Annotated in this window: 17 protein-coding genes; 1 reads left to right on the forward strand and 16 read right to left on the reverse strand. The window is 47.2% G+C overall.

The window, feature by feature from the left end; translation table 11 throughout:
- Positions 1-263: 263 nt before the first annotated feature.
- The 3 genes from serB to hldE all read right to left on the reverse strand — a co-directional run bounded on the left by serB (position 264) and on the right by hldE (position 3,855).
- A complete protein-coding gene (gene serB, locus AC4GL5_RS08585) occupies positions 264-1,475 on the reverse strand; it encodes a phosphoserine phosphatase SerB (RefSeq protein ID WP_490382364.1) in 1,212 nt (403 codons plus the stop codon).
- A gap of 112 nt (positions 1,476-1,587) precedes the next feature.
- Positions 1,588-2,409 (reverse strand): mechanosensitive ion channel family protein, encoded by an 822-nt coding sequence (locus tag AC4GL5_RS08590; protein ID WP_490382365.1) that lies wholly within the window; start codon positions 2,407-2,409, stop codon positions 1,588-1,590.
- Between the two features lie 15 nt (positions 2,410-2,424).
- Positions 2,425-3,855, reverse strand: a complete 1,431-nt coding sequence (hldE, locus tag AC4GL5_RS08595; RefSeq protein ID WP_490382366.1) for a bifunctional D-glycero-beta-D-manno-heptose-7-phosphate kinase/D-glycero-beta-D-manno-heptose 1-phosphate adenylyltransferase HldE — start codon at positions 3,853-3,855, stop codon at positions 2,425-2,427.
- Positions 3,856-4,038: 183 nt separating this feature from the next.
- Between hldE and AC4GL5_RS08600 the strand changes: the two genes are divergently transcribed.
- Positions 4,039-5,118, forward strand: coding sequence for a CDP-glycerol glycerophosphotransferase family protein (locus tag AC4GL5_RS08600; protein WP_490382367.1), 1,080 nt, complete (start codon positions 4,039-4,041; stop codon positions 5,116-5,118).
- Positions 5,119-5,194: 76 nt separating this feature from the next.
- On the opposite strand, the gene AC4GL5_RS08605 is transcribed toward AC4GL5_RS08600, so the two are convergent.
- The 13 genes from AC4GL5_RS08605 to AC4GL5_RS08665 form a co-directional block, all read right to left on the reverse strand.
- The gene (locus AC4GL5_RS08605; protein ID WP_490382368.1) at positions 5,195-6,217 is read right to left on the reverse strand and encodes a CDP-glycerol glycerophosphotransferase family protein; all 1,023 of its coding nucleotides are present in this window, start codon (positions 6,215-6,217) and stop codon (positions 5,195-5,197) included.
- 13 nt (positions 6,218-6,230) lie between these two features.
- Positions 6,231-6,830 (reverse strand): LicD family protein, encoded by a 600-nt coding sequence (locus tag AC4GL5_RS08610; RefSeq protein ID WP_490382369.1) that lies wholly within the window; start codon positions 6,828-6,830, stop codon positions 6,231-6,233.
- Between the two features lie 8 nt (positions 6,831-6,838).
- Positions 6,839-8,023, reverse strand: coding sequence for a CDP-glycerol glycerophosphotransferase family protein (locus tag AC4GL5_RS08615; protein ID WP_490382370.1), 1,185 nt, complete (start codon positions 8,021-8,023; stop codon positions 6,839-6,841).
- 3 nt (positions 8,024-8,026) lie between these two features.
- The gene (locus tag AC4GL5_RS08620; RefSeq protein ID WP_490382371.1) at positions 8,027-8,806 is read right to left on the reverse strand and encodes a phosphocholine cytidylyltransferase family protein; all 780 of its coding nucleotides are present in this window, start codon (positions 8,804-8,806) and stop codon (positions 8,027-8,029) included.
- Position 8,807: 1 nt separating this feature from the next.
- Positions 8,808-9,413, reverse strand: coding sequence for a gamma-glutamyl-gamma-aminobutyrate hydrolase family protein (locus tag AC4GL5_RS08625; protein WP_490382372.1), 606 nt, complete (start codon positions 9,411-9,413; stop codon positions 8,808-8,810).
- On the reverse strand, positions 9,413-12,481 hold the full coding sequence (locus tag AC4GL5_RS08630; protein WP_490382373.1) for a PEP/pyruvate-binding domain-containing protein: 3,069 nt from the start codon (positions 12,479-12,481) through the stop codon (positions 9,413-9,415). Before AC4GL5_RS08630 ends, AC4GL5_RS08625 begins: the two co-directional genes overlap by 1 nt.
- 116 nt (positions 12,482-12,597) lie before the next feature.
- Positions 12,598-13,206 (reverse strand): LicD family protein, encoded by a 609-nt coding sequence (locus AC4GL5_RS08635; protein ID WP_490382374.1) that lies wholly within the window; start codon positions 13,204-13,206, stop codon positions 12,598-12,600.
- On the reverse strand, positions 13,206-14,516 hold the full coding sequence (locus AC4GL5_RS08640; protein ID WP_490382375.1) for an O-antigen ligase family protein: 1,311 nt from the start codon (positions 14,514-14,516) through the stop codon (positions 13,206-13,208). The genes AC4GL5_RS08635 and AC4GL5_RS08640 overlap by 1 nt, the downstream gene beginning before the upstream one ends.
- A gap of 5 nt (positions 14,517-14,521) precedes the next feature.
- Positions 14,522-14,917, reverse strand: coding sequence for an FAD synthase family protein (locus tag AC4GL5_RS08645; RefSeq protein ID WP_490382376.1), 396 nt, complete (start codon positions 14,915-14,917; stop codon positions 14,522-14,524).
- A gap of 87 nt (positions 14,918-15,004) precedes the next feature.
- A complete protein-coding gene (locus tag AC4GL5_RS08650) occupies positions 15,005-16,402 on the reverse strand; it encodes a sigma-54-dependent transcriptional regulator (protein ID WP_490382377.1) in 1,398 nt (465 codons plus the stop codon).
- A complete protein-coding gene (locus AC4GL5_RS08655) occupies positions 16,402-18,282 on the reverse strand; it encodes an ATP-binding protein (protein WP_490382378.1) in 1,881 nt (626 codons plus the stop codon). Before AC4GL5_RS08655 ends, AC4GL5_RS08650 begins: the two co-directional genes overlap by 1 nt.
- A 139-nt stretch (positions 18,283-18,421) precedes the next feature.
- Complete coding sequence (locus AC4GL5_RS08660; RefSeq protein WP_490382379.1) at positions 18,422-20,620, reverse strand: TRAP transporter permease; 2,199 nt, start codon at positions 20,618-20,620, stop codon at positions 18,422-18,424.
- Between the two features lie 239 nt (positions 20,621-20,859).
- The gene (locus AC4GL5_RS08665) at positions 20,860-21,843 is read right to left on the reverse strand and encodes a TAXI family TRAP transporter solute-binding subunit (RefSeq protein ID WP_490382436.1); all 984 of its coding nucleotides are present in this window, start codon (positions 21,841-21,843) and stop codon (positions 20,860-20,862) included.
- Positions 21,844-21,886 lie beyond the last annotated feature (43 nt).

Raw genomic sequence — 21,886 nt, forward strand, 5'->3', positions numbered from 1 at the left:
CGTGACAACGAGGGCGAATTATACGCACAAAGCGGGGCAGTACAAGCCCTAAAATAAGAAAAGTGCAAAAATACCTGAAAAAAGTCAGAATAAAGTAAAACCTACAATTTCGACGTTAGAAATGAAGAGCAATTTACAATACCAGCAGGCAAGTACACGCAGACTGCTAACCACGATTACTCTGTTCCGCCTCGACTTAGCAACAAAAAAGCCAGCACCTCTTTAAGGTGCTGGCTCTTATGGGACAAAACCAATTCAGTTACTTAATCCAAATCTCGATCACTGTAGCCGATAAGGTAAAGAATCGCATCCAGCCCTAGATTGGACAGGGAATGCTCTGCACTTTCTTTTACAATCGGTTTAGCCCTGAAGGCGATCCCTAAGCCCGCCGTACCCAACATCGGCAGATCATTCGCACCATCACCAACAGCAATTGTTTGCTCAAGGCGTACGCCTTCATCCGCTGCAATCTGCTTCAGTAACTCTTTCTTACGCTCACCATCAACAACAATACCCGTAACATTACCAGTCACCTTACCATCGCGAATCTCAAGTTCATTGGCGTGAACATAATCAATACCCAGCTTGTTCTGCAGGTACTCGCCAAAGTAAGTAAAGCCACCGGAAAGAATCGCAGTTGTGTAACCCAGCGCATTAAGTGTTGAAATCAGCTTTTCAGCACCTTCAGTAATCTTCAGGTTTTCCGCAATGCCGCTAAGCACGCTCTCATCGAGTCCTTTCAGTAAGGCAACGCGACGCCTGAAGCTCTCGGTAAAGTCAATTTCACCGCGCATCGCACTTTCCGTGATTTCAGAAACCTGCTCACCAACACCAGCAGCTTTTGCCAGCTCATCAATCACTTCTGCTTCGATAAGGGTTGAGTCCATATCAAAGACAACCAGTCTACGATTACGGCGGAATACATTATCTTCCTGGAAAGAGATATCGACACTCAGCTCATTGGCCAGGCTCAGGAACTCTTCGCGAATTTTAGCCGGATTTTCCGGATCGCCCCGAACAGAAAATTCGACACAAGCACGACTTTGTTCGGAAATAGCGCGAAGCGGGATTCGACCTGAGAGACGATTGATACGATCAATATTCAGATCATTACCCGCGACAACACCCGTGACACGAGCAATATGCTCCGCCGTAACCTGCCGCGCCAGCAAAGTAACGATAAAGCGGTTTTTACCTTGCCCATCCACCCAGTGGCTATAACTGTCTTCCGCTACAGGTGTAAAACGGATATTGACGCCTAGCTCGTGAGCCTTAAAAAGCACATCGCGTAAAACCGGAGACGATTCAGACTCTTCCGGAATATGTACCAACACACCGAGAGACAGAGTGTCGTGAATAACCGCCTGGCCAATATCCAGGATATTCACACCATAACCAGCAAGAATATCTGTAATAGATGAAGTAAGCCCTGGCTTATCGACGCCGGAAATGTTGATAAGGATAATTTCTTTCATGAACCTGCCTGTGAGGATACTGATCTCTAAAAATTGCAGAGATTATATCAGAGCCCTTTTAAGCTAGATATTTGCCAAATAAAAAAAGGCGACCATGGCCGCCTTCTACTGATTACTCTGAATGCTGATAAAGATGCACATCCCGCTGCGGGAACGGAATTGATATCCCTTTCTCATCAAATGTCAGTTTAATCTTCTCTGTGAGATCGAATTTAATTGGCCAATATTCAGCAGCATCGACCCAAACCCGAACGGTAAAGTTCACAGAACTGTCCGCCAACTCACTGACAGCAACTAAAGGTTCCGGATCAGTTTTACCACGAGGCTCTGCTGCAATAATCTCTTTCAGCGTTTCTTTGACCAGACGGATATCATCGCTGTAACTGACACCGACGATCAGATCCAGTCGGCGGGTTGGATTAGCCGAATAGTTAGTCAGGTTATCATTTATCAAAGAAGCATTAGGTACTACGATCAGCTTGTTATCCGGTGTTTTCAGTCGGGTATTCAGCATGGTGATATGGTCGACACTTCCGGCAACACCAGCCCCCTCAATATAATCGCCTTTTTTAAAGGGGCGTTGAGAGACAAGAAGAATCCCTGCTGCCAGATTTTCCATTGAGCCCTTGAGCGCTAACGCGACAGCTAAACCCGCAGCACCTAAAGCAGCAATCAATGAGGTCGTATCAACGCCAATCTCACTTAAAACCGCAATAAACAGAATAACAAGCAAAACACTATGGGCAATTTGTCCGATAAAGCTTGCTGCAGCCTCATCCATATTTTTCTTCTGCAGCAATTTTACGAGAACATTTTTTACTCGTTTAACCAGCCAAAGGCCAAGAATTAAAAGCAACAAAGCAGGCCATACTTTGTCGGCCCATTCCATAGCGATACCGCTCCAATCATTTAGCTGTATATTTTTTAAATCCATCAGATGATCCTTTTATCACTTCAAACTTGATTGATGAGCTGCTTCGATGATGCTGGTTGTGGAAAAACCATCTTCAAAATTCAACACTTTAACGTCGCCACCGGAATTTATAACTGTGTCAGCGCCGACGATGTCCTCTAATTTATAGTCCCCACCTTTAACCAGCACATCAGGAACGAGTTCTGCAATGATACGGGCAGGCGTGTCTTCTTCAAAAGGGACAACCCAATCCACTGATGCCAGACCACCCAAAACGTGCATACGGTGTTCCAAATCATTGATCGGCCGAGAAGGGCCTTTCAGTCGAGATACGGATGCATCAGAATTAACGGCAACAATTAGCTTATCCCCCAGTTTACGTGCAGCATTCAGATAGCTGACATGACCTGGATGGAGAATATCGAAGCAACCGTTGGTAAATACAATTCGCTCATTTCTCTGTTTAGACACACTCAATGCCTGAACTAGCGCATTTTCACTAATAACTTTCTGCTGCTCAAGCCCTGAGAAACTGGCGAGCTCTGCATTTAGCTCCGCTAGAGATACGGTGTCTGTTCCCAGTTTAGATACCGCAATACCGGCAGCGATATTGGCAACCTCGACAGAACGCTCAAGATCCAGCCCTCCGGCAATTCCTGCTGCAAGAGTAGCAATCACCGTATCACCGGCGCCAGTGACATCAAAGACAGCTTTAGCATTTGCCGCATAGTAAACAGGATCTTTACCAGCCTGAAACAACGTCATCCCTTTTTCACTACGGGTGACCAGCAAGGCGTCCAACGACAACTCATCCAACAGACGAATAGCCCTTTCAACAACCTCATCTTCTGACGTACAAGAGCCGACGACAGCTTCAAACTCAGACATATTTGGAGTCAGAAGTGTTGCCCCTTTATAACGGCTAAAGTCAGTTCCCTTTGGGTCAACCAATACAGGAAGGCCAGATTTTCTCAGCTCGCTAATAAGCACATTTACGGACTGCAGCGAGCCTTTTGCATAATCTGACAAAACAACTGTGGCCACATTATCCAAATCCTGCAATGTCAGACGATTCAGATCCTGAGCATATTCCGGTGCAAATACTTCTTCATGATCCAATCGGAGCAGCTGCTGATGGCGACTCATGATGCGAAGCTTAGTGATCGTCGGCTGATTTGCTGCAACGACAAAACCCGATTGAACACCTTTATCAGACAGCAATGACTCCAGTTCAGATGCTTCGTGGTCTTTCCCAACAACACCCAGCACCTTTGCTGAAAGCTTTAATGCGGCAATATTCAAAGCCACATTCGCAGCACCACCGGCACGGGCGTCATTGCTTTTAACCTTCACGATAGGAACCGGCGCTTCAGGTGAGATACGCTCAGTTGCACCATGCCAATATTTATCCAGCATGACATCCCCAACCACAAGAACCGATTTCTGGCAGGATTCAAAAGTCAGCAAAAGAAAATCCCTAGTAAAACGTGAAATATTAATCAGCCGTAAAAGGCTAACCTAGACTCAGTAACGCGAGGGTATCATAGCGGAGTACGCAAGCAATTGCCTCTGTACCGATGAAAGGTTGTCCCACAGAAACAAAAACGACAAAATGCCTCACATTAATTAGCGCTTGATCAGGAGAAGAGGGTGTCTCTAAAAGTTTGGTTTGATGTTCAGCAGCTTTATTACGTTCCTCAATACGAACCGGTATACAGAAGACTTTCTTCTCTCGGGCATCAGTGCCACTTTGTGATTCACCAGCTCAGTGCTTCTGAAGAGATATTAGAAACGTTTCTCGAAATGACCGAACTACCTGTATCGGCCATGAGTGAAGCTGACACTCTGGAATTTTACAGGGAGAATCCTGCGGACTGGATCATATTCGGCAACACCTTTAAGCACTTTGATCAGCTGCCCTCTTCGACAAAAACAGCCTTGCTCTATCACGGCATCGGAGTAAAAGAGTGTTACTACGGGGAGGGACTGTCTAAATTTGACGTTCGCTTCACAGAGGGGCACTTTCGCCAACTGGAGCTATCCCATCGTTACCCAAAAGCAAACTTTGTCGAAACAGGCTTCGCCAAACTGGATCCTCTGGTAGCCAAGACTGGCTTTTCAGAGGTGAGCTTTGATCTGGAAAACGCGGGCTTATCCGCAAACAAACCGACACTTCTCTACGCCCCAACCTTTTATCCCAGTTCAATTGAGTTGATGGAAAAAAATTGGCCTGCAGTGTTTGCGGACTGCAACATTATTATCAAACCCCATTTCTTTAGCTATACGAACAAAAAATACAAGGCTCAAAGGAAACTTATTGAACACTGGAACACGTTCGACAACGTATACTTGGCAAAGCCAACAGAACTTTCGCTGATCCCTTACATGGCTACGGCTGACATACTGATCAGTGAAGCCTCTTCTGCTCTTTTTGAATTCGCTGCTCTGGATAAACCTGTCATTTGGCTGGATTTTTTCAAATTACGCTGGGGCTACAGAGGCCCATTCCGCTATCGTTTTGAAAAACGTATGGATCAAACAATTCACAAGTACCGGGACGTGGGCCGCCATGTAGATAAAGTGACTAACCTTGAAGTAGCTATTCGAGAAGAACTCGCCAACCCAGCATCAAATCAATCAAACCGATCGAAAACGACTCAAGAGCTGATTGGCTTGGTTGACGGCAAAGTTGCCGAACGCATCGTTGACTACCTGATAAACAATCGATAACACCGACCAAAACCAAAAAGAGCCTTTCAGCAGGCTCTTTTTTTGTTCAACTATTCTTTTCTGCTTATCACCACGTTCAACGGATATGCATATAACCAAGTGATTTGCGGACTTTATAGCGCCGATACAGATTCAACGGTTTACGCAGTACACCCAAAGCTGAAACCCGGTCTACCGCATCAAGCACACGAGCAGCACTTTTTCCGTCCTGATAAGGATGAACCTGCCTGATATAACTCTCGATTTTATCTTTCAGTGATTCGTCCGGTGACAAAGCCTGATCAAGTACTTTCTCAAGCTGATCAGCCTTTGTGAAGTTAATCAAGTAGTCTTCTGGCATTGAGTTATTAAGCGTAACGACAACTTTCCCCATCAGCAAAGCTTCAGTCACAGCACTTGAGGTATCTGAGACAACAACATCAGCCTGCTGTAACAACGGAATCAAACTGGCATCTTCGCTAACCCGTAAATGACTTAAGTTAAGCGCCCTGTATGCAGTAACCACATCCTTATTCATTTTTGGATGAAACTTAACCACAATATTGTACTGACCGGAATTACCGAGCTTTTGCCATTGATCCAACAGAGCGGGAGCAGACGTTAATGCAGGGGAAAACGTAGGGGCAAACAAGATAGTGGGTTTGCCCGTTTTTTTATGCGGAGGCAAAGGAAAGCAAGGATCCATTTTTGGCCAGCCAGTCTCAATAACGCGGAAATGCCGATGCTTTCGAGCAAGCGCCTCAAAACGATCTGTTGTAATAGGACCGTGTGTACAATAAAGATCAAAAAAGCCACGAATCACAAAGTGGCCTTTTTTCTTCCACTCAAAGCCGTGAAACACCTGAACTTTGATGCCTGGGAAAAAATCCGGGACAACATTTCCCGGCACAAAAACAGCAACCGGATTGTAGGCTTTTACTTCCTCTACAGTTGTCAGCTGTATCTCATCAGGGTTCAGCTGACTGGCTGAAACTGACTTACCATTAAGATACCAAACAACCTCGTCACCACGCTCACGAATCTCATCCTGAAGCGGGCGCAAAATGCCATAGGAGTATGTTTGCTGAACGAAAAAGAGGTAACGCTTTGCAGCCGACATTCAGATATCACTCTTATTCGCAGTTGGATTGATCATTTTCGTAAGTACTCCACTCTTTAACTGGTGTTCTCCAATCTCCGTAACGATAGGTCAGATATTCATCATACTTTGCAGGAACCGGGTATTGCTTGCCACCAAAATCGACGGCAGAGCTCTCAGCTAACATATCGGTTGGAGCTTTCTGAACCACACAGGCGCCTTTATTCATCAGAATGTTGTACAAAAAGCCGTCACCGGGAGAGTACTTAATAAAAATATCAATCAATAATGGCCCTCTATGAAAAAGGCCATCCCGATTTCTAACTTTGGCGATTCTTGGCTCACCCTTTTTTAGCGGAAAATGGTCATGCTTTATGCGGGATATCTTCGCCCGGTAACCTTTAAAAAAGAGCTTCCAGAACGCCTTACGCAATAGCGGCACGTCCTCGGCTAAAATATAAAGATCGATATCCGTATCCCAAGGCAACAAACGCCCTTCACGAATGACACCCAGTAAAGTGCCACATTCAAGCCAATAGCGAATACCATATGTTTCAAGAATGTCAGTCACATCCTTCAACATAGCCAGAGCGTTTTCGTAGTTCTCACCCTCAAGGGTAGTAAAATTTGCCATCAAGACACCTAACGGATAATACGCGCAAAGGCTTGCTCGATATCTTTTTCAGGAACAAGCCCCCACACATTCTGTGCAAACTGATTGCTGTAATCCCCAGCTTTGGCACAATTTAACTTTTCAATCAGCTCATTGAAGTCGTAGGCACGCATTCCGGGCAAAGCAATATGCTCTTCAAAAGCGATAACATCATGAGCTGTTGCTACAGTTGGGTCTTCATTAATTGAATGAATCACCGGGAGATCCAAAGCAAAGCCTTCCATCATAATTGAAGAGGTATCTGTGATCAGGGCGTCCATGCAGGAAAGGATATCCAGGCTGCCTATGGTCGCTACTTTAGAAAGATCAACAACGCGGTCACCAAGGTTTTCAAAGCCCTGAATTTGCTTGGTAAGAACATGAGTCTTCAGGTACAGATAAGCATTGTGCTCTTCAAGCCACTGCAGAAGAACCTGCTCATCAAAGCCTGATAACGCAGGTAGACTACCGGATCGGGTTGGGGCATACATGATCTTAAAGCCAGGCTTTTGTATCAAAGACTGCGCCTCTTCTGTTAGAAGCAGAGGGGCGCTTTTATCTTTCAGGGCTGGAGCACGATAAAATCGAGGATAACCAACCCGAATTGTCTTCCTTACTGGAATGCCTGAAAAATAGGCTCGACGATAACTCTCTATCCAGTTCTGACATAAAACACCATCAAAGGCTCGCCCGCCTCGCCGGCTTGGCATATAGTCTTCAAATTTTTGCTCGGTGGGCGTTTTTTTTGTGATGAGCCCATGAAAGATGCGGTAGTACTTCTGGTCGCGCAAAAAAAACCGAGCGCCTCTCATCATAAGACGCTCGGAGTTGGGATTATCGATCAAAAATACAGTACGGGATCTTTTCAGAGCAGAGCTAAGAGACGTTACTTCAATAAGATCCGTCTTAAGAAATTCATTCAACTCTGTAACATAAGGAGCTGCGACCTTAGGCTTATCAGCAATAATCAGGATTTTCTTCCCTGGTTTATTAGCCAGAGCAGCCTGAAGCAGCGGCAACGTATCTGAATCAGGTTTAGATTGACGAAATTCGATAGCCGTTGCATCTCTTTTGCCACGGTAGCTAAAAAAAACCGGTAGAAAAAAAGACATTTTCAGAAATGCAATTAAAGACGAGACAGGAGCCTCAGTTAAATCCTTAATAAGTTTACGCATAGATCATCCAAGCTTGACATATGATGACAACTGACCTTTTTCCTGTAGCTCACTATACAGTTCAAGCTCTGAAGCCGAGTCTACTTCCAACCACTTATTCTCAACCAGAGCGGCACGTACATCCCAGCGGTTATCAATCAGAGACTGAATCAGACTGGTCATATACATATTATCCAGATCTTTACCATCGTAGATCGCAGATGGATCCAGCTGATGATAGAAGTCGATGAAGGCCTGAACTTTATCGGCTCGTACTTTGATCAGTCCCATATACTGCGCCTGAACCTGATCGTAGCTTTCAGGCTTCTTGCCCAGTTCAAGTACTTTATTACCTTCCATCTTGAACGTTTCGGCATCGGACAAAGGTTCATCCATACGCAGAGACCAAAGGCGTTTCCACTCCAGATCCGCCGAAATAACCACTTCACCTTCTGTTGAAAGCAATGTATCCAGCACAGAAGGTTCGTAGACAATATCCCCATAACAAATCAGAAGATCTTGGTCAGGTGACATGAACTCTTCAGCGCAGAACAGAGTGCTGACCATATTTGTTTCCGCAAAACGTTCATTGGTGTAAAGCTTTACCTCAGGAGCATTTAGCTTATCCCGAAGATAACCACCGATCAGAGCTATATTCTCAACAGGTACACCGCTACCTTTAATCACCTCAAGCTGTCGGTGAAGCAATGGACGACCATCAAGCTCAACCATGCATTTTGGCCGATCATTGGTGTAAGGGCGTAAACGTGTACCCTGCCCAGCAGCAAGCACAATAACTTTCATATCAAACTCCAAAAAAATCACGAATCAGTTTCTGGTCATCCTCTGAAAAAGGCAGTTCACGCTCGGGATGCCACATAATCCCCATCCAGGGAAACTCACTATGCTTAAAGGCCTCAACAACACCGTCATCGCAGGAAGCCATCACCTGTAAACTTTGACCAAGGGTTGGCTTTGTGATGGCGAGATTGTGGTAACTGTTAACCTCATTGCTAATACGATCAGCCACCATAGTTCCTTCAAGCGGATGCCGGGTAGCCACATGCCCGGTCACCTCAACCAAGGAGCCGCCTAAGTAGTGATTGATAAATTGCATACCGCGACAGACACCAAGCACAGGTAGTTTTTTCTTACCTGCAAACACTAACACTGCAGATTCAAGCGCATCACGTTGAGGAGCCGTGCCGATATCATTCCCACCACTCAGGATAAAGCCATCCAGCTTTAATTCCGCAAAATACTCTTCATGATCAGGGATCCCCGTAGGGAGAGGAATTGCCAGAATTCCCAGCTCCCACAAAAACTCAGACCAATGATAATCCAGAGCATCGCGAGCTTCATCACGGCCGTCAATACGGTCAAATCTCTGACTTATACCCAGACGAAACACTAATGAATCGCCTTCAACTGAGAGTTTGCAGGGTCTAACTCAAGCACCGAGGCTTTAGCTAGCTGACGGTACATTTGTTCTCCAATACCGATTGCTGCAGGCATCGCAAATTCCGCTGCCCGGATCGCCATATGAGAGTTAGCGCCACCATACATGGTCACCAGCCCAGCAATCCCCTGGCCAAACAGCCAGTCATAACCCGGATCGGCCTGGGGAATCATGACAATCTTGCCACTCACATCAGGTTGATCCTCAGGAGAGCTGTCTGCCAAGTTAACGCAATCCGTTAATACACGGGTTTGCCCTACAAAGTTTGGCTGGCCTTCATGCAGAAGAAACGAGAAAAAGTCGTCCTTCGATGTCAGCAAAGCAGGCAACTCGCAAGACTGAGCGACAACACGGAACCGGGCGTGATAATCCGCGGTCGCTTTAAGTCTTTCAGACACAACCGCTTCAGATTGTGGTGACTGAGTCGCATCAAGCAACTCTTGAATAGAAAGTGAAGATAATTCTTCCCGGTCCAACCCATACCGCTCACCCCAGCGAACAATAAGATCCAGGGCCAGAGACAGGTTACGAGAGAATACAAACTTAGCACTTTCACGCCCCTCAATCGCCTGACGCAGGAACCGCTCCAACTCTTCGTCCGAGTAATCAATGCCTTCAGACCTTACAGCGTTAAAAAAGGCTACCCGCTCTTGCTCCCAAAGTGAGGTGCCTTCGGATAAGTGAATAGCTTCAGTACCAGTCTTATCAAGGATAGGGCGCAGATACTTTTCAGGATCATCACGATACGCAGGGGAAGTAATATCATAAGTGCCAGGGCGCAGGTGACCATATTTATCGACAAACTCATCCCAGTTAAGATGACCAGACACAACAGCCCGAGCATCTTCTGTAAGCTCATGAGAGACCGTTCTTACAGATGCCATAAACTCGTTCTTTGCCTGCTCGGTCAGCACGCCAGTGGCCACAGCCTCTTTAAGTAGCGTTACAGCAACAAAACCGCTTCGAGCAAGATGCGCAAAGGGAAGGGTGCCATAGCGTTTACAGTCGTCCAGAAGATTCTTTGCGATGTTAAGGAATCGGGATACTGGGTAGTCTGTCAGTTTGTTTTTTACGGCAACCAGACGATCATTAAGCGCATGTGTGGTTTCAATATCGCCAGCAGTCCGCTCGATACCATTACAGGTTACCTGCCGTAAACCTGATTTCAGATCAGAGAGCTCTGCATCGGACAGGCCCGCTTCATCTTTCAGGCGCTTTTCCCAACGCGCAAAGTCAAGACCAAGACAAGTCGGCACGACATCAAACTCTACTTTGTCATGCAGGTGCGGATTTTCACTAAGCCAGTGCAGGTAGAACTCAACCAGCTTAGCGGCTAACTGATCTGATATTCCTTGTGGAATAAAAGAATTAAAGCTGGCCCGAACATCAATATACGGCTTACCGGCAAAGCTGGTTAGCAGGGGCTGAGGACGAATATCTCTGTAGCCGTATTCGACACGCTGCGTCGCCCAAGTATCATCCAGAATCAATTTCCGGTAGAGGCTATCCGCAAGCCGCCCGGGATTAGTGCCAATAATCTCTGCCGGGTTCCAGTCAGGCATTACCCCATATAGCGGCTTACTGCCAAAAATATGTGCTGCTGGCTGGAAATCGCTGTCCCAATGCCGTAACGCGCTGTCGAACATCTCCGCCATTTGAGCATTCTGAAGCAGCAGATCTTCCTGCTCTACAGCAATAGGTCTAACCTGAAGGATATGCACCTGAAGGTCTTTATCAACCGCGAACTCAACATCAAGGGCATCATAGGATAGCAGCCACTCAACCTCGATCAACGCCAAAACCAAGGGCACTAACCGCTGATCTGCGATTTGCGATTCTTGCGCATCACGATGAACATACAACACCTTATGATCGTTGGTGTTGCCTGCCGTAATACCATCAGTCGAACCGCTTTCTTCATAATTAATAACGTAATAAGGCGCGCCACGCTCCAGAGTGCGGGTAAAAGCCACACCGCTCATGATCACGTCTTTAACCATGGGCTGAATCAGCACCTGATCATCAGGCTGCATATTATGATATGAAGCAATCACCTCATCGATCGCAGCTTCAAGGCCAGCAGGGACAGCGACATTAAGCACGCTGGTATAAGCCCCCGCATTAGAGTGGGTAAAAGCATCTTCGCTTCGGGCGCTTGAACGAACAACAACCGTCTGACCTGCAAACTTGCTCTCAGCCTGCCTCAAAATTTCACTGGCACTATCACTCCACTCACCGGTAGTGAAAGAAACCTGGTCCTGAATTGTCGCAGCAGTCACCATCTTGCGTAGGCGTGCCAGTGTCTCTGCTTTCGTCCCTAGGACAAAATGAGCAATGTCTTTAGGCTGATTAACTTCTGCCCAGTCCCCGGCTACATCAACGCCCTTCACACTAAGCCCAGAAAGCCTTAACCACTCAACAAGTCCTGACAGGTGCGCTTTATGCAATAAACCAGGCAGATTACCCTGGATACTTCGCAAAGCCTCTACCGCCCTTGGGCCAAAGTGAACCAAACCAATAAACTCTCCGGATGCCCATTCATCGGGAATATCGCAGCCCGAACGCAACACATCAGCACCCTGAACCAAAACTTTTTCTGAACCCGTTAAATCATCTTCAGAACGACCAATATATCGCTGCTTCCAGTGACTATCCCAAGCAACAGCAATATCTGCCTCTGTCTCACTGAGGGTATCTGCTAATTTTTCTCTAAAAAGGATATCACCATAACAAACCAGCACATCATCAGAGACAGTCAGGTCAGTGCTCAGTAAAGAAGCTGCACTTCCAGTGTCAGACCAGTTAGGGTTTACAACTGTTTCAATTTCCGGATACTTCTCGGCAATCTCATCAGACTGGTATCCTAATACCAAACAGGCATTACCTTTAAATACTGATGTCGCACGCAGCAGCCATTCAAGCACGTTGACTCCATTCACAGCCTCCAGCAAAGATGGTTGCTCACCATTGTGAGGCGCGCCGGCACCTAATATCACTGCACGCTTGTTTGTTTTATCCATAAGAAGTTCCGCAACCTGAATCTGATACATTGAGCAAACCAGCAATTATAACACCCCAGACTTTTTTTGAGGCATAAAAAAAGGACATCTCAGCCCTTTTAAACAATAAAAAAACACTAGGAAGATGAGTCAACTTTCGACTTATCTTGTGAAATATAATCCCATTCCTTAACGGGTATTCTCCAGTCCCCATATCGGTAGGTCAGATACTCATCATAATTCTTAGGAATTGGATATTGCTTGCCTTCAAAATCAACAGTACTTTTTTCTCTAAGAAAATTCGTCGGAAAGCGCTGCTCAACCGAATTGACACCTTCCCCAATTCTTACATAGTGAAAACCGTCACCCGCATCGTACTTAATAAAGATATCAATAAGATTATCACCACGATGAAAGATGCCTTTTCTATTGCGAATCCGAAAGATTCTTTTAGCACCATAAGGAATAGATGCAGTTTCTATTGTCGACTTAGCGAACCTGACTCTATAACCCTTGAACCATAGTAAAAACATGCACCTTTTAAGCTTGGTGAGCTGAGATGAATCAACGGCAAGATCAACATCGTTATCCCAAGGCAGCAAACGATTTTCTCGCATAATACCCAGCAAAGTGCCACAATCCAGGACATAGTCAACACCGAACTTCTCTAGAACAGAAGTTATTTCCTTAAGCATTGAAAGAGCCTTTTCTCCCACCTCTCCTTCAAGCCTAGCTTCACCAGCCATTACAATGCCTCCCCGACCTTAACATGTCTTACAGCTTGATAAGCATAAGCTGCCGCAACCGCCATAATGATATTAAAAGCATATAAGCTTTGCCAATAAAAAAAATCCGAAGTAAACATAGCAATACAATTAAAATAGATCATCGATCCTGGAATATAAAAAGAAATCCACCTAGGAACCAAGCCAAGTTTAACTGACTTATAAAAATAGAATAGAACAACCGTCATTACACAAACAAAAAAAATCAAACCAAAAAAACCATACCGCACAAAAAGCTCAAGATATCCATTATGGACTGTATTTATAAAGGTATTGTCAGGGGAAATTGTGCCTGACAACTCCATAACGGTATTACCTCCTCTGTACCCCCAACCTAGTGCCGGGCGATCCATACCGTACTCAATTCCAGCTCGCCAAAACTGAAGACGAAGCCCCATACTGCTATCAGGTAACTCCGAAAAATCCTGGCGTTTCTCATAGAATTTCGTAAAAGTTTGCGCCTCAAGTTCAAATCGATTTAACAATGGATTAGCTAAACCTGAAACGTAAGCTGTTGCCGTTAAAAGTAATAATAGAAGCCCAAAATAAAGCTTTTTCCTCAGGCTAATACCTTCCTTAAAAAAACTGTAGACTAAGAATAAAAGGAAAAATACTAGCCCAACAACAGCCGACCTTGTTTGTGTAACAAAAATAATCATTAAACATAATAAAGATAAACCCACCAGAGCCAAACGAAACGAAAGGCGTTGCTTCGAAAAAAACGCGTAGATCGTGTACCCCACAAAAACCAGGCCAAATAGCAGCGCAGTCCGGATAGCAACCAACCCGAAGTCAACACGCTCGCCTGAAAGACCTTTCTTAATTTCGGCAATCCCCCCGCCAGTTGCAAAAGGTATACATAGCACAACGATAGAAGCTAGCAGTAAAAAAAGAGGGATCTTTTTCTTATTTAGATAGAGAAAAAAACCCATAAATAAATAAATAAATTTATCTAAAAAATCTTCCGGCCTGACATGGAGCACATTTTCTCTCGAAAAATCCTGTAAAAGCATCAGCCAACTTAAAACCGGAATAGCAATAGCAACTATTAAAACAACCAGAAATAATCGCCTTAAGCCGACACCATATCTAAAACAAGAGTAAAGCAGTAACAGGTAAAAAAAAGGTTCAAAATAGTGAAACACATCCCTCATATACAACCTAAAAACAACAAAGGTTGTAAAAAGAAATATCAAACTAGTATTAAGCCAAAGAGGTACTGTTCTCTCTTCAGCACTGAAAAAATCATAATTTTTTTGACTTGATACCACAGCGATTACTCAGGCAGAGACTTGACCACCTCAATGATTGAGGTTGTTGAAATTGAAGGTGTTCTTGGCAAATATACAACATCACACACCGCGTTCATATCATCAAACTTCCCGGCCCAGTCATCCCCCATAACCAGAACATCAGCTTTATAATCAAGAATATACTGCTTTTTAAGCTCCAAAGACTCCTCAAGAAAAACCTCATCAACCACACGTAGAGCTTTAAGCATCGCTGCTCGTTCAAATTCAGAATAAACGGGTTTGCGGCCTTTTTTTCGTTCGTTGAGAGCATCAGAGGAAACCCCAACAACGAGCTGGTCACCCAATTCTTTAGCACGGCTCAAAATCCGGATATGTCCATAATGAAGAATATCGAATGTTCCAAAAGTGATGACACGCACAACCCACCTCAAAATTGATTGAATTAGCAGTGATTGTATCTTTTTGGCTAGTCGATAAGAACCCACAAAATGCTAACGAATACATTATTACTCAACCTGTTGCCGATAACACTTTCTTTCCAGACCGTGTTTTTTCATCAGCTCATTAAAAGTTCTGCGGGGTAACTCCAACTCATCCAGCAGAGGCTGTACCTGCCCGCTATGACGTCGAAGTGCATTTTCTAACAGAGTCCGCTCAAAACTTCTCATCTGGCACTGCAGGCTGACACCGCTTTTGATCGCCGGTGTTTTCATCAGCTCAGAGACCGCCAGCTTCTGTCCTTGCCGACCAAAGACAAAGCGCTGGGCGATATTTTTTAGCTCTCGAACGTTGCCGGGCCAGCGGTGCTGCATCACCGCCTGAATATCATTCAGATCCGGCTCGAAGGGCTCACGGCCATAATCCTGAGCCAACTGATCGATAAAGTGTGTAAATAAAAGCGGTATGTCCTCTCTGCGCTCTCTCAGAGGGGGAATATGAATCTCTGCGACGTTCAGACGAAAATAGAGATCTTCCCGGAACTCCCCTTGTTCGCTGGCAGTCTGCAGATCAGTTTTAGTCGCGGCAATTAAACGAAAATCCAAATCCACCAGCTGATTGGAACCCAGTCGCTCGACCTTCATCTCCTGCAGAACCCGAAGCAATTTGACCTGCAGATTAAGGGGCATGGTTTCAATCTCATCAAGGAAAACCGTCCCACCTTTAGCGTATTCCAACTTACCTATGCGTTGACGATCAGCCCCGGTAAACGCCCCTTTTTCAAAACCGAACACTTCACTTTCAAACAGGTGCTCAGGCATGGCAGCACAGTTCAGGGCGACATAAGGTAATGACTGACGATAACTCAGCTGGTGCAGGCTGGTCGCCACCTGCTCTTTGCCGCTTCCGGTTTCTCCATGAATCAGCACATTAACCGGCAGATCTGCCAGATCCAGAACCGTATCACGCAATGCCTGCATCTGAGGGCTTTTACCGACCAGCAGAGCGTTAAGAAGATCCGGGGATTGAATACTTTTTCTGAGACGACGGTTATCCAGCACCAGTGCCCTTTGGCGCAATGCATGGCCAACAATGCGAATAAAATGGTCCGGATCAAACGGCTTCTGCTGAAAATCATAAGCCCCCTTGTGCATGGCGCTGACAGCCATGTCGATATCGCCATGACCGGTCAGCAGAATCACGGGGAGCTCAGAATCGATAGCCAGCACCTGTTCCATTAATTCCAAGCCCGTCATCCCCGGCATCCGGATATCCGTGACCACAATCCCCGGATACCCCGGCTTTAGATGTGTCAGAGCTTCTTTCGCATCGGAACAGGTCACAACCTGAAAGTCTTCCAGCTGCAGGCATTGCTCTGCCGAAAGCCGCATGTTCTCTTCATCATCAACAAAGAGCACGGTCAGCTCAGGCTGAAAATTGTTTGGTTGTTTGGTTGCATCAAACATTACAGGTCACTCCCTTCTGCAGCCATATAGTCCATCGGGTCCCGGTGTTGAAAAAGAGGCAGGCAAACACGTATCTCGGCCCCCTGATGATTACGGGCATCAATCGCTCCGTTATGCTCCATCAGAATGCCGTACACGATAGACAGCCCGAGGCCCAGACCTTCGCCAATCTCTTTGGTGGTAAAGAAGGGGTCAAAAATCGATTCCAGCACCAGATCGTCAAAACCCGGTCCATTATCATGGATGATCACCTCAGCATTGCCATCCACCGCTCTCAGGCAGATCGATATCCGTTTATCAGAATTATCTGAACTGTGCAGCGCCTGAATACCATTGCTCAGCAGATTGACGAAGACCTGTTCAAGACGCACCGGATCGCCCGCCACAATCAGTTGTGATTCATCGTCAACCACAAGGCTGATCGCGACCTGATCCCTCTGGCTCATGTGTTCCACCAACTCCAGGGCATTTTCAACACACCCTTTAAGAGCAACGGCTTCTCGCCGTTTTTGGCTTTTTCGGGCAAAGGTTTTCAGGTGATTGATGATCTCTCCCATTCGACTGGTCAGAGCAAAAATACGGCTAAAATTCTCTCCGGCAGCGTCATAGCGCTGTCGTGCCACCAGTTTTTCACCATTTCGGGCATAGGTCTGAATTGCCGATAGCGGCTGATTCAGTTCATGGGTGATACCCGCCGACATCTGCCCTAAGGCTGCCAGCTTGCTGCTCTGAATCAGGTCATCCTGAGCCTGACGCAAAGCTTCATGGGCTTTCTGGCGTTGTTCAATCTCATGGGTTAATTGCAGGTTACTTTGGGAAAGCTCCCTTGTACGGGCTTCAACACGTTGCTCCAGCAGGTCGTGTGCTTCCCTCAGCCGGTCTGCCACACGCTTGCGCTTCATCAGCATGTAGGCTAACAGGCCAACCAGACTGGAGAGCAGCAAGCCCAGAAAAAAGGCGTTAATCGCCGCTTCTCTGGCATCCAGCGCACTGGCCATGATATGCAACTTCCAGGGGCTGTTGGGCAACGCCTGGGTCAGCCAGAGATAATTGTTGCCCTGACGGGGACCATCAACAATGCGAATCAGACGATGATCCTGAATATCAACATTCCGCCGGATCGGTAACGACCTGATGGGATAATCCAGATATTTACGATCGGCCCTAAGGCCTTCCCGCTGCTCCGAGGTCAGATTAGAAAGTGCATTAAAACGCCAGTCCGACTCGGTACTGCTGAAGACAATATCGTTGGCATCCGTGAGAAAAACCTTTTCTGCCCCCTGCTCTGCCCAGAGTTTTTCTAAGGGTTGCATACTGACCTTAACCACAACCACGCCCGCCACCTCGTCGTTCAGGTACACAGGATGAGACAGAAACAAGCCAGGGATCTTGGTCGTCACACCGATCGCAAAAAAAATACTCGGTTGTCCCGCCAAAGCATTCAGAAAGTAAGGACGGTAGCGATAGTTCACCCCGAGATAACTGGTCTCTCTCTTCCAGTTACTGGTGGCGATTGTGGTACCGTCGGTATTCATCAGATAGATATTGAGTGCATCGGTCCCTTCGCTGAGGGATTCCAGATGAGCATTAAGCGCCTGCCCCTTCATCTTCAGTTCTGAGTCATGCAAAAACTCCAGCACCTGATCATCTTTCGACAGCATCAGAGGCAGGTAGGCATGGCGCTTCAGTTCACTCAGCACCACCTTTTTGTAGAGGTTAAGCTTGAAATGACTTTCCTGTTCCAGTTGCGCCAGAGTGTTGTAGTAGGAGTAATGGCTCGCACCAGAGGTGAGCAGTAAACAACAGACCACCAAAAGTGTGATCGCAACAGGATAAGAGATCAGACGAGTCCGGCCAGCGGACACAACCGGTTTATTCAAAGTCAGCCTCGGAAAAATTCACAACTGCAGTTCTGAGAAGACTGTTCGGAAAACAGCAATAAAGGCCGGGCATATTAAAATGCCCCGCCTCTCAGAAAAAGAAAAAGCTGCCACCTTTTCTGGTGACAGCTTCTGAAGGTTAAGCGGCTTCGGCACTCACCACCTGATGCGGATTGACGGGCTCTGCCCGACGGCTCATCACAAAGAGCAGCAACAGAATGGCAAAACCAACCAGCTGCGCAACCAGACCAAGATCAGGCCAGAGCATCAGACCCGCGGAGGGCAGCAGTAAGATCCGCTGCCAAAGCTGAAGCGGCCCTTCAAGATGATTCTCAAAGAAGCCCGCCAGTGCATACATTCCCAGGCAAGCAAAGATAAAGATCTGCAACACTTCCGGCAGGGTTCCGCCAATTAAAGGGGTGTAGGCGAATAACAACGGCACCACGTAGAGCGCCTTAGCAAACCGCCAGGCCATAAACCCAGTGCGCATCGGATTTGCCCGGGCAACCGCCGCGGCTGCAAAGGCTGCCAGACACACCGGAGGCGTCACGTTACTGTCCTGAGACAGCCAGAAAATGATCATATGCGCAGAGATCAGACTGATAGTCAGCGTTTCTGCTGACAGCCCCTGCTCAACCACCATATCCAGAGAATCCGCAGGCAGCGTTGCGATCACCTGCTGCGCCTGTGCCAGTGTCAGACCCTGAGGCAGAGCTTCCGCAAGACTTGGCAGACTCAGGGTAATCATGGCGCTGGCCATACCTTCCACCTGACCACTCATCAGATAATCGATCAGATGAGATTCGTTGATCAGGCTGTACAGTGCCGGAGCAGATAGCGTACCCAGAACGATATAGGATGCCGTTACAGGCAATCCCATGCCGACAATCAGTGAAGCCAAAGCCACCAGTACCAGACTGATCAGCAAACTACCGCCACTCCACTGACTGATCATCAGCGAGAAGGTATTACCCACACCGGTCGTCGTCACCACATTGATCACAAGGCCGACCGCAATCAGCAGCACCGCTGTCGGGATCATATTGTAGGTGCCCTGCACCATAGACTCGGCAATATCCCGCAGCCCCATCGGCTTCGGTGATAACCAGGACGCAAAGATCACACTCAGAATACTGAAACCAGCAGCATAGGTTGGCGTAAAGCCATAAATCAGCAGAGCAATCAGCACTCCAATAGGTACCAGAGAGTGCCAGCCGCGCTTCAGAATATCCCGTGCGCGAGGTGTTTCTTCCTCAACGACCTGAATATTCAGGCGCTTGGCTTCGATACGGACAAAGAACGCCACCGACAGGAAGTAGATCATCGCCGGCAGAAACGCCAACGTAATAATGTCCAGATAAGGCACCTGCGTATAAGACGCCATAATAAAGGCACCCGCTCCCATCACAGGGGGCATCAGCTGACCACCGGTTGAAGCAGCTGCTTCAATCCCACCGGCATACACCGGACGGAAACCTGCACGCTTCATCATCGGAATGGTGATCACGCCGGTTGATACCGTATTGGCAACCGCAGAGCCTGAGATCGAGCCCATCAGAGACGATCCCAGCACCGCCACAAGTCCCGGTCCACCGATCATGCGGCCCGCCACACATCGCGCCAGCTCAATGATAAATTCACCGGCACCGGAGCGAACCAGAAAGGCTCCGAACAGGATAAACATATACACGTAAGTGGAACTGATCCGGGCAATAGAACCGAACATGCCCTCGTTAGAGAAGTAGCTGCGGAATAGCAGCGTTTCTGCAGTCAAACCCGGAAAGTGAAACACGCCAGTCAGATACTTACCCCACCAGGCCACGTAGGACAGGGCGATCAGAATCATCACAGGAATTACCCAGCCACTGGTACGGCGGGCAAACTCAATCACCAGTATCACCGCAACGATCGAGGCCAGCCAATCTGTTGTGATAAAGGTCACACCTCGGGCATAGAGTGCTGTTTCACCCAGCATCAGGTAAACAACCACCGCAAGGCTCAATGCCCCAAGCAAAATGTTAAGCCCCCAATGAAAGGATTTAACCGCACCGAGCTTATGCTTACCGGTTCGGTAAAGCAGTGCACAGAGAAAACCAAACATGCCAAAGTGCATAGCGGACAACCACAGCTCAGACATATTGCCCAGTGTGTTGAAGTAGATATGGCTTAATGCGACAAAGATGCAGAAAACAAACGCAAACTTGCCAAACCAACCCTCGGTTTCCGGGGCAGGAACCGCTGATTCCGGATCAGATGACAGATGAGCATCCAGCTCTTCAGGCGTAGGAGTATTCTGAGGCTCCTGAACGGCCTCACGACTCAGTGACTGTTGACTCATAACTGGGTCCTTTTAAAACGCTGACAGCGCAAAAGCGACAACCAGCCTCTGCGGCATCACTCGCCGCAGAAACCAGAAAGACATAGAGGAAAACGAAAAAGGGCAAGACCGTAATAAGCAAGACAATCCGCGCCTGATTGATGCCTTGGCCGACAACCGAGTGAGCGCAGTCGCCGGCTCGGATCAGACAACGGAAAGTGACACCCTGCTGAATTCAGAAGGGTCTTGCCCTAAAAAGGTTAAAGCAGTGAATCCGGAATCTTTACACCTTGCTCACGGTAGTAACGCAGTGCACCAGGGTGCAGCGGAACCGGCAGACCGTTGATCGCAGTTTGTAAAGACATCTCAGACGTTGCCTTATGGATGTTTTTCAGGAAACCTAAGTTTTCATAAATCGCTTTTGTCAGCTGATAGACGTCCTCTTCACTAACGTCATCACGAACCGCTAGGAAGTTAGACTGAGCCATCGACTGAACAGGCTGGGACTGATTCGGATAAGTGTTCGCCGGAATCGTGTACGGAACCCACAGAGGGTATTTCGCATTCACTTTTGCCAGCTGATCCTCAGTCACACCCAACAGAGAAACCTCTGTATTGGTATCCGCCATCGCACGGGTTACCGCAGAAACCGGCATACCGCCCGAGGTGTTCATACCCTCAATTTTGCGGTTGCTGAAAGCGTCCGCTGAAGCGCCATAGCCCAGGAACGCCAGATCAAAGGTTTCATCCGGGTTAATACCCAGCTGACCAAAGATATAGCGGTTGGCACCTTCTGTACCTGAGTTACGCTTCCCAATAGAAAAACCCGCACCCTGCAGGTTCTGCAGATCGTCCAGGGTTCCGGTTTTTACTTTATCTTTTGAGACTAGGAAGTGTTCAACCTGAGGCCACAGCATCGTCACAGAGCGCAGATGTTTTTGCGGGCCAGCATTAGCCAGCGGGCCTTCTCCGGTTTTTGCCCAACTTCCGTACAACCCCATCAGGATCGCAAACTGCGCCTGATTTTCGCGCAGCAATTTAACATTCTCACCGGACCCGGCGGAACTGATCGCTGACAGCGAGATTTTGTGCGTAGGCTCCAGTTTTACCTTGGTCAGGGTGCTCACCGCTACCCCTACCGGATAGTAAGTGCCACCGGTTGTCGCTGTCGCAAAAATGTAAGACTTACTTTCCTGAGCCTGAACTCCTGAAGCGAAAACAGAAGCGGTTAGCGCAGCAGCCATCGCAGTGCTTTTAACAAACGTGCTTTTCAAAATTGAATTGTTC

This window comes from Oceanospirillum sp. (assembly GCF_982874595.1).

What these genes read in the sequence shown, in the direction of transcription:
- serB (WP_490382364.1), bottom strand. Translation starts at nt 1,475, where the DNA reads ATGAAAGAAATTATCCTTATCAACATTTCCGGCGTCGATAAGCCAGGG.
- AC4GL5_RS08590 (WP_490382365.1), bottom strand. Translation starts at nt 2,409, where the DNA reads ATGGATTTAAAAAATATACAGCTAAATGATTGGAGCGGTATCGCTATG.
- AC4GL5_RS08605 (WP_490382368.1), bottom strand. Translation starts at nt 6,217, where the DNA reads ATGTCGGCTGCAAAGCGTTACCTCTTTTTCGTTCAGCAAACATACTCC.
- AC4GL5_RS08610 (WP_490382369.1), bottom strand. Translation starts at nt 6,830, where the DNA reads ATGGCAAATTTTACTACCCTTGAGGGTGAGAACTACGAAAACGCTCTG.
- AC4GL5_RS08615 (WP_490382370.1), bottom strand. Translation starts at nt 8,023, where the DNA reads ATGCGTAAACTTATTAAGGATTTAACTGAGGCTCCTGTCTCGTCTTTA.
- AC4GL5_RS08620 (WP_490382371.1), bottom strand. Translation starts at nt 8,806, where the DNA reads ATGAAAGTTATTGTGCTTGCTGCTGGGCAGGGTACACGTTTACGCCCT.
- AC4GL5_RS08630 (WP_490382373.1), bottom strand. Translation starts at nt 12,481, where the DNA reads ATGGATAAAACAAACAAGCGTGCAGTGATATTAGGTGCCGGCGCGCCT.
- AC4GL5_RS08635 (WP_490382374.1), bottom strand. Translation starts at nt 13,206, where the DNA reads ATGGCTGGTGAAGCTAGGCTTGAAGGAGAGGTGGGAGAAAAGGCTCTT.
- AC4GL5_RS08650 (WP_490382377.1), bottom strand. Translation starts at nt 16,402, where the DNA reads ATGTTTGATGCAACCAAACAACCAAACAATTTTCAGCCTGAGCTGACC.
- AC4GL5_RS08660 (WP_490382379.1), bottom strand. Translation starts at nt 20,620, where the DNA reads ATGAGTCAACAGTCACTGAGTCGTGAGGCCGTTCAGGAGCCTCAGAAT.
- AC4GL5_RS08665 (WP_490382436.1), bottom strand. Translation starts at nt 21,843, where the DNA reads ATGGCTGCTGCGCTAACCGCTTCTGTTTTCGCTTCAGGAGTTCAGGCT.